Raw genomic sequence first — 12,800 nt, 5'->3', positions numbered from 1 at the left:
GCACTGGCGTCTAAAGAACGTCAACGCCCACGTGAATTGCGTCATGCCGCCAGAATTCCAGATCACAGTCGATCAGCCGCTCGTGCTGGTCATAGTTGACCCGGGCGATGCGCAGCCCGGGGCTGCCCACCGACACCTTCAGGGCCGCCGCCGCTTCCGGCTGCAATGAGGTGGGCACGATCTCGAAGCGCACCCGCCCGTAATGCAGGTCGTAATGCCGGGCATAGAGCTCGGTGATCGACTGGTTCAAATCCAGGTCGAGAATGTGTGGAAAGTACTTGGGGTTCAGGTAGTGCTCCACATACAGCACCAGCCGGTCATCGATGCGCCGCGCTCGACAGATCTGGATCACGCTGGACAGTGCCGGTAATTGCAGCCAGGCGCAGACCGCCGCCGACGCCGGTTGCAGGCGCGCCGAGATCACCTCAGTGGAAGGCACTCGCCCCTGGGCGCTGACCATGGCGTGGAAGTGACTGCGCTGCATCAGGTTGTAGGCCAGCCGCGGCGGCGAAACGAACCAGCCCCGGCGCTCCTCGCGGTAGATCTGCCCCTGGGCCTCCAATTGCAGCAGGGCCTCACGCACGGTGATGCGGGTGGTGGCGAACAACTCGCTGAGCTTGCGCTCGGCCGGCAGCTTGCTGCCGGGTGCCAACAGACCATGGGCGATCTGCTCCTGCAGAACCTGGCCGATGGCTGTCACCGCTTTGGTTGCATCAATACGCATCAACGTTACCTATCTGGACTAGACCAGCACTGATTCAGGGCAGCGCAGTGGTCGGGACAGCGCTCTGCAGCCGTGTCCAAAGCCTAGGCAATGCATATGACTGATAGATGACAACGCCGCTGAGCGAGCCTCTGGTGAACCTGCAAATTGCCCGCCAGAACCTTGCAGAACGGGTGTTTGGGCATGGTCTACGCTTATTTCGCAGCGCCGAACCTGCGCCCGAATCCATGCGCCGACCGTTGGCACCGACATCAAAGTGTCATCCAACACGCCTAAATTGGCTCAGGTATTGCTGACCTAGACCAACCCACCGCAAGACCGTCGATAACAACGCAGCGTTGAACACGCCCAAAGGAGCTTCGGATGAAACAGCTTTTCCTGGCATCACTGTTAGGTTCGACCATTGCCCTGTGCACCGCCGCCATGGCTGCTGACAACGATTTGAAAACCCTGGAAGCCGCTGCGAAAGCAGAAGGCGCGGTGAACAGCGTCGGCATGCCCGACGACTGGGCCAACTGGAAAGGCACCTGGGAGGACCTGGCGAAAATCTACGGCCTCAAGCACATCGACACCGACATGAGTTCGGCCCAGGAGATCGCCAAGTTCGCCGCGGAAAAAGACAACGCCAGCGCCGACATCGGCGATGTCGGCGCCGCCTTCGGCCCCATCGCAGTCAAGCAGGGTGTGGCCCAACCCTACAAACCCAGCACCTGGGCCCAGGTCCCGGACTGGGCCAAGGACAAAGACGGCAACTGGGCGCTGGCCTATACCGGCACCATCGCCTTCATCATCAATAAAAAGCTGCTGCACGGGTCTGAGGCGCCGAAGAGCTGGGCAGATCTGGAGAAAGGCAAGTACAAAGTCTCCATCGGTGACGTGAGCACCGCAGCCCAAGCCGCCAACGGCGTGCTGGCCGCGGCCATCGCCAAGGGCGGCGACGAAAAGAACATCCAGCCGGCGCTGCTGATGTTCGCCGAGATCGCCAAGCAGGGGCGCCTGTCCCTGGCCAACCCGACCATCGCCACCATGGAGAAAGGTGAAGTGGAAGTGGGCGTGGTCTGGGATTTCAACGGCCTGAGCTACCGCAACAAGATGGTCAACAAGGATGACTACGAAGTGCTGATCCCATCCGACGGCTCGGTCATCTCCGGCTACACCACCATCATCAACAAATACGCCAAGCATCCCAACGCCGCCAAGCTGACCCGCGAGTACATCTTCAGCGATGCCGGCCAGACCAACCTGGCTCGCGGCAATGCGCGCCCGATCCGGGCCGAGCATCTGACTCTGCCAGCGGACGTCCAGGCCAACCTGCTGCCTAACGAGCAATACAAGCACGTAACCCCGATCAAGGACGCCGATGCCTGGGAGAAAACCTCCAAGTCCCTGCCGCAGAAGTGGCAGGAAGAAGTGATCATCAACATGCCGTAATACTGCATCAGTCGTAGGAGTCGGCTTGCCGGCGAAGACCTGTACGAGCGTGCAGGCACCTTCGCCGGCAAGGGCAATGCCGTCCGGCCGCTCCTACAGGTTCCATGCGTTGCCTGATCCCGGAGTTCCCCCGTTCATGAAGCACAACGTCATCCTTGTGGTGCTCGACGGCCTCAACCACGAAGTTGCCCGACACGCCATGGGCCACCTGCAAGCCTACGTCGGCGCAGGCCGCAGCGCCCTGTACAAGCTGCAATGCGAATTGCCGGCCCTGTCCCGGCCGCTGTACGAGTGCATCCTCACCGGTGTCGCGCCGATCGACAGCGGTATCGTCCACAACCAGGTCTCGCGCCTGTCCACCCAGCGCAGCATTTTCCACTACGCCCGCGAGGCCGGCCGCTCCACTGCCGCCGCGGCCTATCATTGGGTCAGCGAGCTGTACAACCGCAGTCCCTTCAATGCACCACGGGACCGGCACACCGCCAATCCCGAGCTGCCGATCCAGTACGGCCATTTCTATTGGAACGATCACTATCCCGACTCCCATCTCTTCGCCGATGCGGAGAGCCTGCGCCTGCGGCACCAACCGGATTTTCTCCTGGTGCACCCGATGAACATCGATGACGCCGGGCACAAGCACGGCCTCGACAGCACCCAGTACCGCAACAGCGCGCGTTCGGCAGACATCATCCTCGCCGACTATCTGCAAGGCTGGCTCGATGCTGGCTACCAGGTGTTGGTGACCGCCGACCACGGCATGAACAACGACCGCTCCCACAACGGTCTCTTGGCCGAGGAGCGGGAAGTTCCGTTGTTCGTTCTCGGCAATGCCTTCAGTCTCGACCCAGGTGCCACGCCAAAGCAGACCGAACTGTGCGGCACCATCTGCCAACTACTGGGCGTGGCCCATGACAAACCCTTCTGCCGGGAGCTGTTGCAGTGAATTCAGTCACCCGCGGCAAATGGCTGGCGGCACTCTGTCTGGTGCCTTTTGCCCTGTTCTTCATCGTGTTCCAAATTGCCCCGCTGGTGTGGGTGCTGATCAACAGCCTGCAGTCGGAAGAGTTCGGCTGGGGCCTGGCCAACTTCAGCAAGATCTTCAGCTCGAAGTTCTACTTGCAGGCCATCCAGCACAGCCTGGAGATCAGTTTCTGGTCCAGCGTGTTCGGCATCATCATTGCGGTGCTGGGCAGTTACTCCTTGCGCAGGGTGGACTCCAAACTGCGCAACTTCGTCAACGCCTTCGCCAACATGACCAGCAATTTCTCCGGCGTGCCCCTGGCCTTTGCCTTCATCATCCTCCTGGGCTTCAACGGCACCATCACCATCATGCTCAAGCAGTCGGGGATCATTCAGGACTTCAACCTGTACTCCAAGACCGGGCTGATCATTCTCTACACCTACTTCCAGATTCCCCTGGGGGTGCTGTTGCTGTACCCGGCCTTCGACGCCCTGCGCGAAGACTGGCGTGAATCCGCCGCGCTGCTGGGCGCCAACGGCTGGCAGTTCTGGCGCCACATCGGGCTGCCCGTGCTGACCCCGGCATTGCTGGGCACCTTCGTCATCCTGCTGGCCAATGCCCTGGGCGCCTATGCCACGGTCTACGCCCTGACCACCGGCAACTTCAACGTGCTGCCGATCCGCATTGCCGCCATGGTTTCCGGGGATATCTCCCTGGACCCGAACATGGCCAGCGCCCTGGCGGTGGTGCTGGTGGCCCTGATGACCCTGGTCACCATCGTCCATCAGTTGCTGTTGAAGAGGAGCTACCATGTCTCGCGCTGAACCCGGCTCCGCCGCCCTGTACCACCGGGTGGTGGTCTACCTGCTGTTCGCCATCCTGTTGCTGCCGCTGCTGGGGACCCTTGTCTACTCCATCGCCAGCAGTTGGTCGGCCACCATCCTGCCCAGCGGTTTCACCTTCAAGTGGTACCTGCAGCTGTGGAGCGACCCGCGCTTCCTCAATGCTTTCGGCCAGTCGCTGCTGGTCTGCGTCGGCGCCCTGGTGCTGTCGGCGGTGCTGATCCTGCCGCTGCTGTTTGTGGTGCACTACCACTTTCCCAAGCTCGACGCCTTGATGAACATCCTGATCCTGCTGCCCTTCGCGGTGCCGCCAGTGGTGTCCTCGGTGGGCCTGCTGCAGCTCTATGGCTCAGGGCCCTTCGCCATGGTTGGCACGCCCTGGATCCTCATCGGCTGCTACTTCACCGTGGCGCTGCCGTTCATGTACCGGGCCATCACCAACAACCTGCAAGCGATCAACCTGCGCGACCTGATGGACGCCGCCCAACTGCTCGGCGCCAGCACCTGGCAGGCAGCCTTCCTGGTGGTCCTGCCCAACCTGCGCAAAGGCCTGATGGTGGCGTTGCTGCTGTCCTTCTCGTTCCTGTTCGGCGAGTTCGTGTTCGCCAACATCCTGGTGGGCACCCGCTATGAAACCCTGCAGGTCTACCTGAACAACATGCGCAACAGCAGCGGCCACTTCACCAGCGCCCTGGTGATCTCCTACTTCTTCTTTGTGCTGGTTCTGACCTGGGCCGCCAACATCTTGAACAAGGACAAAAGCCAATGAGCTTCGTCAGCGTCCAACACCTGCAAAAGAACTACGCAGGCACCACGGTGTTCAGCGATATCAATTGCGAAATCCAGAAAGGCGAGTTCGTCACCCTGCTGGGCCCGTCCGGCTGCGGCAAGTCCACCCTGCTGCGCTGCATCGCCGGACTGACTCCCGTGGACGGTGGCAAGATCCTTCTCGATGGCCAGGACATCGTGCCCTTGAGCCCACAGAAACGCGGGATCGGCATGGTGTTCCAGAGCTATGCGTTGTTTCCCAACATGACCGTGGAACAGAACGTCGCCTTCGGCCTGCGTATGCAGAAGGTCAACGCCGACGACAGCCGCAAGCGGGTCCTTGAAGCCTTGCAACTGGTGGAGCTCAATGACTTTGCCAGTCGTTATCCACACCAACTGTCCGGCGGCCAGTGCCAGCGGGTGGCTCTGGCCCGCTCCCTGGTGACCCGGCCGCGCTTGCTGTTGCTGGACGAGCCGTTGTCGGCCCTGGATGCACGTATCCGCAAGCACCTGCGTGAACAGATCCGCAACATCCAGCGGGAACTGGGCCTGACTACCATCTTCGTCACCCACGACCAGGAAGAAGCGCTGACCATGTCCGACCGGATCTTCCTGATGAACCAGGGCAGGATCGTCCAGAGCGGCGATGCTGAAACGCTCTACACCGCACCGGTGGATGTATTCGCGGCGGGTTTTATCGGCAACTACAACCTGCTGGACGCCGAAAGCGCCAGCAAGCTGCTGCAGCGCCCGGTCAGCGGGCGTATCGCCATTCGCCCGGAAGCCATCGAACTCGGCAGAGAGGGCCAGCTTGATGCGCTGGTCCGCAGCCACAGCCTGCTGGGCAATGTGATTCGCTACCGGGTCGAGGCTCGCGGCGTGGAGCTGGTGGTGGATGTTCTCAACCGTTCGGCCGATGACCTGCACGCTGACGGCCAACGTCTGGCGCTGACCATCGATCCTGCCGCCCTGTGTGAGGTAGCCTGATGGCTTTCACGCAATTGATCCTGAAGAGAGAGCTGTACTGATGGCCTTGGCAATTTTTGATCTGGACGAGACCCTGATCCACGGCGACTGCGCCACCCTCTGGAGCGCACAGATGGGCCGCCTTGGCTGGGTCGACAGCGAGTCGTTCATGCGTCGCAACAACGAACTGATGGACGCTTACAGTCACGGCAAGCTGGCCATGGAAGAGTTCATGAGCTTCAGCCTGGAACCCATGGCAGGGCGTACCCCGGAAGAGGTGGCGCACCTGGTGGAGCCTTGGGTGGAAGAGGTGATCGAGCCGATCATTTTCAGCGACGCCTGCAAGACTATCGCCGCTCACCGCCAGGCCGGCGACCGGATCCTGGTGATTTCCGCCTCGGGCACCCATCTGGTGAAGCCGATTGCCGCCCGCCTGGGCATCGACGAAGTGCTGGGCATTGAGCTGGAAGTACTGCACGGCGTATATAGCGGCAATACCCTTGGCACTCTGACCTACCGCGAAGGCAAGATCACCCGCCTGCTGGAATGGCTGGACACCGAGGAAGAAAACCTGGAAGGCGCGACGTTCTACTCCGACTCGCGCAATGACCTGCCGCTGCTACTGCGGGTAGACCATCCCCAGGTGGTGAACCCGGACCCGATACTGCGCGAACATGCAGAGAAGTCCGGTTGGCCGATCCACCACTGGAAGTAACCCTTGGCCCTGAAATGCCCGGACAGCCAGCTTCTATAGAAGCTGGCTGGTGTAGGAGCCAACTTGCCAGCCAAGCGGATTGCAACACCCTTTCGCCGGCCAGCCGGATCCTAAGCCAGCAATCACGTCAGGCTGGAGTCGATCACCAGCACCAGCTTGCCCGAGACCTGATTGGTCGCCAGCTCGGCAAATGCCGCTTCGGCGTCCCTGATCGCAAAGGTTTTGGCCAACTGTGGGCTCAGGCGTCCTTCAGCGAACAGCGGCCAGACGTTCTGCCCGAGGTCACGGAAAAGGTCAGCCTTGAACTGTTCGTCGCGGCTACGCAGGGTCGAGCCCAACAGCTGGATACGCTTGGCCAGCACCTGAGCCAGGTCCAGTTGCGCTTCACGCCCGCCCATCAGACCAATTAGCACCCAGCGCCCATCAACGGCCAGCAGCTTGAGGTTGCTGACCGCGTAATTGGCCCCTACAGGATCGAGGATCACGTCAAATGGACCGAAGTCCCGCAGCGCTTCCAGCCCCTCAGTCCGCACCACACCGCCTTGGGCGCCGAGACTTTCGCAATAGGCCAGGCGATCGGCGGAGCCGACACTCACCCAGCATGGATTGCCAAACGCCTTGCACAGCTGGATCGCGGCCGAACCGACACCACTGGCTCCCGCGTGCAACAGCACCTTCTCGCCAGGCTTGAGCGCCGCCAGTTGGAACAGATTGAGCCAGGCCGTGCTGTAGACCTCGGGCAACGCCGCAGCTTCGGCCAGGGACAACCCCTCGGGCACCGGCAGCACATGACGTGCATCAACCACCACTTCCTCGGCCATGCCGCCACCGGCCAGCAGCGCGCACACCCGGTCACCGATCTGCCAGGAAGAACCCGGCCCCACTTCGCTGATAATCCCGGAACACTCCAGGCCCAGGATCGGGCTGGCTCCCGGAGGGGGCGGATAGAGCCCTGCACGCTGTAACAGGTCGGCCCGATTGAGACCCGCAGCCGCCACCCGAATGCGAACCTGCCCTACATCACAGGCAGGGCTTGGCTCTTCAACCCACTCCACATGACCTTCAACGCCTTGCAATGCTTTCACTGTGCCTCCATAGTGAGTCTGGACTGAGCCCGGAGCGGTAGCACCGGGCTTTTTGCATTATGCGACCGGTCCTTATGGAACCGGCGACTTCAAAGACGGCCTAATATGCGTTATCAATTGCCCCCGCGTCGAATCAGCATGAAGCATTTGTTCCCCAGCACCGCCCTCGCCCTTTTCATTGGTTTCGGCCTTCTGCCGATGTCGACCAATACGTTCGCAGCCAATAGCTGGGATCAACTTCAGCCCGATCGCGATGAGGTAATTGCCAGCCTCAATGTTGTAGAACTGCTCAAACGCCACCACTACAGCAAACCTCCGCTGGATGATGCGCGCTCGGTGATCATCTATGACAGCTACCTGAAGCTGTTGGACCCATCGCGCAGCTACTTCATGGCCAGCGATATCGCGGAATTCGACAAATGGAAAACCCAGTTTGACGACTTCCTCAAGAGCGGCGACCTGAATGCCGGCTTCACCATCTACAAGCGTTATCTGGACCGGGTCAAAGCGCGTCTGGATTTCGCCTTGGCGGAGCTCAACAAAGGCGTCGACAAGATCGACTTCAACGCCAAGGAGACCTTGCTGATCGACCGCAAGGACGCCCCTTGGCTCAAGACCACTGCAGAGCTTGACGACCTGTGGCGCAAACGCGTCAAGGACGAAGTGCTGCGCATGAAGATCGCCGGCAAGGAGCCCAAGCAGATTCAGGAGACGCTGACCAAGCGCTACAAGAATCAGCTGGCGCGCCTGGACCAGACCCGGGCCGAAGACATCTTCCAGGCCTACATCAACACCTTCGCCATGTCTTACGACCCGCACACCAATTATCTGTCGCCGGATAACGCGGAAAACTTCGACATCAACATGAGCCTGTCGCTGGAAGGCATCGGCGCCGTGTTGCAGAGCGACAACGACCAGGTCAAGGTCGTGCGCCTGGTGCCGGCAGGCCCGGCAGACAAGACCAAGCAGATAGCTCCCGCAGACAAGATCATCGGTGTCGCCCAAGGCAACAAGGAAATGGTCGACGTAGTGGGCTGGCGCCTGGACGAAGTGGTCAAGCTAATCCGTGGTCCGAAAGGCACCCTGGTCCGCCTGGAAGTGATTCCGGCCAGCAATGCGCCAAACGACCAGACCAGCAAGATCGTGCCTATCACCCGCGAAGCGGTGAAGCTCGAAGACCAGGCAGTGAAGAAGTCGATCCTCAACCTCAAGCAGGATGGTAAGGATTACAAGCTCGGAGTGATCGAGATCCCGGCCTTCTACCTTGACTTCAAGGCGTTCCGCGCTGGTGATCCGGACTACAAGAGCACCACCCGCGATGTGAAAAAACTGCTGACCGAGCTGCAGAAAGACAAGGTCGATGGCGTGGTCATCGACCTGCGCAACAATGGCGGTGGCTCCCTCCAGGAAGCCACCGAACTGACCAGCCTGTTCATCGACAAAGGGCCGACAGTACTGGTACGCAACGCCGACGGTCGTGTGGATGTGCTGGAGGATGAAAACCCCGGCGCCTTCTATAAAGGCCCGATGGCACTGCTGGTAAACCGTCTCTCGGCCTCGGCCTCGGAGATTTTCGCTGGCGCCATGCAGGACTACCACCGAGCGCTGATCATTGGTGGACAGACCTTCGGTAAAGGTACGGTGCAAACCATTCAGCCACTGAACCATGGCGAGCTGAAACTGACCCTGGCCAAGTTCTATCGGGTTTCCGGCCAGAGCACCCAGCATCAGGGCGTTCTTCCGGACATCGGTTACCCGTCGATCATCGACACCAAGGAAATCGGTGAAAGCGCTCTGCCTGAAGCCATGCCCTGGGACACCATTCGCCCGGCCATCAAACCGGCTGTGGATCCGTTCAAGCCATTCCTGGCCCAGCTCAAGGCCGAACATGAAAGCCGTTCAGCGAAAGATGCGGAGTTCGTGTTCATCCGCGACAAGTTGGCCCTGGCACAGAAACTGATGGCGGAAAAAACCGTCAGCCTCAACGAAGCGGATCGTCGGGCACAGCATGCCGACATCGAAGCCAAGCAACTGGCTCTGGAAAATGCTCGTCGCAAGGCCAAGGGTGAAGAGCCGCTCAAAGAGCTGAAGAAAGAAGACGAAGATGCACTAGCAGCTGCCGAGCCAGACAAGACCAAGCCGGAAGACGACGCCTACCTGAGCGAAACAGGGCGCATTCTGCTGGACTATCTGAAGCTCAACACCTCGGTAGCCAAGCACTGAAGATGATGGCAATTTAATTCGATCGCTCCTCGGAGCGTCATTAAACAGTCATCATTCTGTCGTGAAATAAAGGACCGGGCGCCGCTCTTGAATCAGGAGCGGCGCCCGGTCCTTTTTTTATCGACAGAGATCGCCATGACCACGACCGAACAGCTGAGTGCATTGAGTTCAATCCTGGCTCAAAGCGGTTTGCACAGCCTGTTCCAGCCGATCATTTCTCTCTCGCAGCGACGTATCCTCGGATACGAAGCCTTGAGCCGTGGCCCTTCCAACAGCCCCCTGCACTCCCCGGTCGCCCTGTTCGCGGTGGCCCGCCAGGCCGGGCGCCTGAGCGAACTGGAGTTCGCTTGCCGCCACAGCGCCTGCAAACGCTTCAGCGAGCAGCAATTACCCGGCAAACTGTTCCTCAACGTATCGCCGGAATCCCTGCTGGAAGCGACCCATCAACCTGGCCGGACCCTGCAACTGCTACAGGACGTTGGCATTCCTCCAAGCCAGGTGGTGATCGAACTCACCGAACAGACCCCCATCGACGACTTTCAGCTGTTGCACAACGCCCTGCATCACTACCGGGACATGGGATTTTCCATCGCCCTGGATGACCTCGGCGCCGGTTACTCCAGCCTGCGCCTGTGGTCCGAGCTGCGACCGGACTATGTAAAGATCGACCGGCACTTTATCGATGGTATCCATCAGGACGCCCTAAAGCGCGAATTCGTCGGTTCAATTCTGCAGATCGCCAAGGCGTCTCGCGCCCAAGTGATAGCCGAAGGGATAGAGATGCTCGAGGAATTGGTGGTGCTCAGCGAAATGGGAGTGGATCTAGTCCAGGGCTACTTGCTGTGCCGGCCGCAGGAACAGCCGCCTCGGGATGCCCGGGCAATGATGCCCAAGCATGACCAAACCAGCGTGGCACTCAACGATGAAGGCAGTGACCTCAGCGCGCTGCTCAACGAACAGCCCGCCGTGGCCCGTAATACCCCGACAGCCAACGTGCTGGAAGCCTTTCGCCGGCAAGCCAACCTCAACTCTCTGGCAGTCCTCGACGAACAGGGCCACCCCTGCGGGATCGTCCACCGGCATTCGCTTTCAGATGCCCTGCTCAAGCCATTTGCTACCGATCTTTTTGCCCGCAAACCCATCAGCCGCCTGATGAATGACGACTTCCTTGCCGTCGAACTCAGCCAGTCCCTGCAGCAGGTGAGCCGCCTGATCACCAGTCGCGCCCGGCAACGCATCGAGGAAGACTTCATCATCACCCTCAACGGTCACTACCTGGGACTGGGACGGGTAATAGATGTGCTCAAGCTGATCACCGAACTGAAAATCCAGCAGGCGCGCTATGCCAATCCCCTGACCCTGTTACCGGGCAACGTGCCCATCCAGCAATGCCTCACCCGCCTGCTGCAACAAGGGCAAGAGTCAGTGATCTGTTACGTGGACATCGACAGCTTCAAGCCCTTCAACGATATCTACGGCTATGGCCGTGGCGATGAAGTGCTGCTGTGCCTGGCCCAATGCCTGAATGATCGGGTCGACCCGAGTCGTGACTTCGTCGGGCATATTGGCGGGGATGATTTCTTGCTGGTGCTCGGACCTGAAGACTGGCAAAGGCGCCTGAACCAGTTGCTGGACGACTTTCACAGTCAGTGCCGACGCTTCTACCGCAGCGAACACCTGGAGGCCGGTTGCTTTGTCGCCCCCAACCGTCAAGGAGTGCGTCAGGAGTTCCCCTTGCTGTCACTGTCCATCGGCGTCGTGCACTTGTATCCACAGGCTTGTGGACTACTGGATTCCAGCCAATTGGCAGAGCTGGCATCCCAGGCCAAGCATCATGCCAAGAATGTTCAGGGCTACAGCATCCACGTAATCGACAGTTTGGACGCTGCAGCCCGCATGGGAAGCGAGGCGCTCAACGAACCGATGCGGGATCGGAATCAGCCGCCTGATTCAGCTGCATCAGCTTGAGCTCCGCCAGTGGATGCCCGGCCTTGGCCGAGAGCGTCCACCAACGGCTTGCCTCGGCAGCATCAGGAGCCTTGCTGGCGGAGCCGGCGAGGCTGATCACCCCCAATTGATAGGCGGCTTTACCGTCACCGGCCAGAGCCGCCAGGCGCAGCAGGCGAATGCCCTCCTCCCGCGCCCCAAGCCCATGCCCACGAAAAGTCAGGATGTGCCCGTAGAAACTTTGCGCGTCGACATCCCCCAGATTGGCCATGCGTGCGAATTGCCCCTCCATCCACCGCCAACTGCGAGGTTCGCGGATAAACCACGGCCAATGAAACAACCGGCGCGCCAGCCAATAGCTGAGTCGTGCCTTGAGTCGCCAGAACATTCAAGCCTCCGCTGATTCGGGGTATTCATACTCGAACACGCGCACCACTTCCGATGCGTGCCATGACGCAGCGGCCACGCCATCGGATGGCCCGGAAAAACGTCCCAAGCGCTCCACACACTCAAAGAACCCGGTACGAGGTAAACGGCTAGCGCCTTGGCTGATCACCAATGAACTGCGCAATGGCTGTTCGGCCCGGGCATCCAGGGCCGCCAGATGCTCCAGCGCGGCCGTCAGGGTTTGCATGGCTGGGCTAGGCAGCTGCAATCGCTCCAGCAATGCCCGGTAGGTTAAAAGATGGCGTTGGCGACGGGCTTGATCCAATTCGCCCAACAGCCCATCCCAGTGCTGACGACTGATCCTTACACTCACGATTGCTCCCTCCACCCCGGCACCGTCAACTCCCAGGCCAGGCTGCGGCGAATCGCAGCGTCGGGTTGACGCTCGCCACTTTCAATCAGGGCCAGGTAAGACGGACTGATACCTACTTTGCGGGCCAGCGCCTCGATGGCGATGCCCTTCCCTTCGCGCAGATTGCGTAGTTGATCCAGGCCCGGAAGACTCTGGGCTGGTGGTGCCGCCTGAGAGGTTGCAGCGGCGTGTGGTTGTTGTTTGGTGAGGCCTGCGGCTGTCAATAAAGCTTGATACTGAGCCCACGGCAGAACCGCATATTCGGGCTCGCCATCGCGTTCAATAATCTGAATATCCATTACTACCCCGTAGGACAACGACTCTTACCGAGTCGGACTT

Annotated in this window: 13 protein-coding genes; 8 read left to right on the top strand and 5 right to left on the bottom strand. The window is 60.3% G+C overall.

The window, feature by feature from the left end:
• Positions 1 to 10: 10 nt before the first annotated feature.
• Positions 11 to 724, bottom strand: a complete 714-nt coding sequence (locus Q8O96_RS09170; protein ID WP_102860788.1) for a UTRA domain-containing protein — start codon at positions 722 to 724, stop codon at positions 11 to 13.
• 363 nt (positions 725 to 1,087) lie between these two features.
• Between Q8O96_RS09170 and Q8O96_RS09165 the strand changes: the two genes are divergently transcribed.
• The 6 genes from Q8O96_RS09165 to Q8O96_RS09140 all read left to right on the top strand — a co-directional run bounded on the left by Q8O96_RS09165 (position 1,088) and on the right by Q8O96_RS09140 (position 6,407).
• Entirely contained in the window at positions 1,088 to 2,155 is a 1,068-nt protein-coding gene (locus Q8O96_RS09165; protein WP_102860787.1) for an ABC transporter substrate-binding protein, read from the top strand.
• Positions 2,156 to 2,291: 136 nt separating this feature from the next.
• Positions 2,292 to 3,098, top strand: a complete 807-nt coding sequence (locus Q8O96_RS09160) for an alkaline phosphatase family protein (protein ID WP_115580672.1) — start codon at positions 2,292 to 2,294, stop codon at positions 3,096 to 3,098.
• On the top strand, positions 3,095 to 3,940 hold the full coding sequence (locus Q8O96_RS09155; RefSeq protein ID WP_110594666.1) for an ABC transporter permease subunit: 846 nt from the start codon (positions 3,095 to 3,097) through the stop codon (positions 3,938 to 3,940). The genes Q8O96_RS09160 and Q8O96_RS09155 overlap by 4 nt, the downstream gene beginning before the upstream one ends.
• Positions 3,927 to 4,727, top strand: a complete 801-nt coding sequence (locus Q8O96_RS09150; protein WP_305948694.1) for an ABC transporter permease — start codon at positions 3,927 to 3,929, stop codon at positions 4,725 to 4,727. Before Q8O96_RS09155 ends, Q8O96_RS09150 begins: the two co-directional genes overlap by 14 nt.
• On the top strand, positions 4,724 to 5,713 hold the full coding sequence (locus tag Q8O96_RS09145; protein WP_102860783.1) for an ABC transporter ATP-binding protein: 990 nt from the start codon (positions 4,724 to 4,726) through the stop codon (positions 5,711 to 5,713). The genes Q8O96_RS09150 and Q8O96_RS09145 overlap by 4 nt, the downstream gene beginning before the upstream one ends.
• Before the next feature lie 40 nt (positions 5,714 to 5,753).
• Complete coding sequence (locus Q8O96_RS09140) at positions 5,754 to 6,407, top strand: HAD family phosphatase (RefSeq protein ID WP_305948693.1); 654 nt, start codon at positions 5,754 to 5,756, stop codon at positions 6,405 to 6,407.
• Between the two features lie 122 nt (positions 6,408 to 6,529).
• On the opposite strand, the gene Q8O96_RS09135 is transcribed toward Q8O96_RS09140, so the two are convergent.
• Positions 6,530 to 7,492, bottom strand: coding sequence for a zinc-binding dehydrogenase (locus Q8O96_RS09135; protein ID WP_102880524.1), 963 nt, complete (start codon positions 7,490 to 7,492; stop codon positions 6,530 to 6,532).
• Between the two features lie 138 nt (positions 7,493 to 7,630).
• Here Q8O96_RS09135 and Q8O96_RS09130 point away from each other — a divergent pair, with 138 nt between their 5' ends.
• Complete coding sequence (locus Q8O96_RS09130; RefSeq protein WP_170001897.1) at positions 7,631 to 9,715, top strand: carboxy terminal-processing peptidase; 2,085 nt, start codon at positions 7,631 to 7,633, stop codon at positions 9,713 to 9,715.
• Between the two features lie 135 nt (positions 9,716 to 9,850).
• Entirely contained in the window at positions 9,851 to 11,683 is a 1,833-nt protein-coding gene (locus Q8O96_RS09125) for a bifunctional diguanylate cyclase/phosphodiesterase (protein ID WP_207166370.1), read from the top strand.
• On the opposite strand, the gene Q8O96_RS09120 is transcribed toward Q8O96_RS09125, so the two are convergent.
• The 3 genes from Q8O96_RS09120 to Q8O96_RS09110 are packed head-to-tail and all read right to left on the bottom strand — an operon-like array spanning position 11,628 to position 12,760.
• On the bottom strand, positions 11,628 to 12,050 hold the full coding sequence (locus Q8O96_RS09120) for a sel1 repeat family protein (RefSeq protein ID WP_102860778.1): 423 nt from the start codon (positions 12,048 to 12,050) through the stop codon (positions 11,628 to 11,630). The genes Q8O96_RS09125 and Q8O96_RS09120 overlap by 56 nt on opposite strands.
• Positions 12,051 to 12,422, bottom strand: coding sequence for a hypothetical protein (locus Q8O96_RS09115; protein WP_003179080.1), 372 nt, complete (start codon positions 12,420 to 12,422; stop codon positions 12,051 to 12,053). It lies immediately after the preceding gene.
• Positions 12,419 to 12,760, bottom strand: a complete 342-nt coding sequence (locus Q8O96_RS09110) for a helix-turn-helix transcriptional regulator (RefSeq protein ID WP_102860777.1) — start codon at positions 12,758 to 12,760, stop codon at positions 12,419 to 12,421. Before Q8O96_RS09110 ends, Q8O96_RS09115 begins: the two co-directional genes overlap by 4 nt.
• Positions 12,761 to 12,800: the final 40 nt, after the last annotated feature.

This window comes from Pseudomonas sp. LPH60 (genome assembly GCF_030718165.1).
GTDB classification, from domain to species: domain Bacteria; phylum Pseudomonadota; class Gammaproteobacteria; order Pseudomonadales; family Pseudomonadaceae; genus Aquipseudomonas; species Aquipseudomonas danubii.
This window is presented reverse-complemented; position numbering and strand designations above follow the sequence as displayed.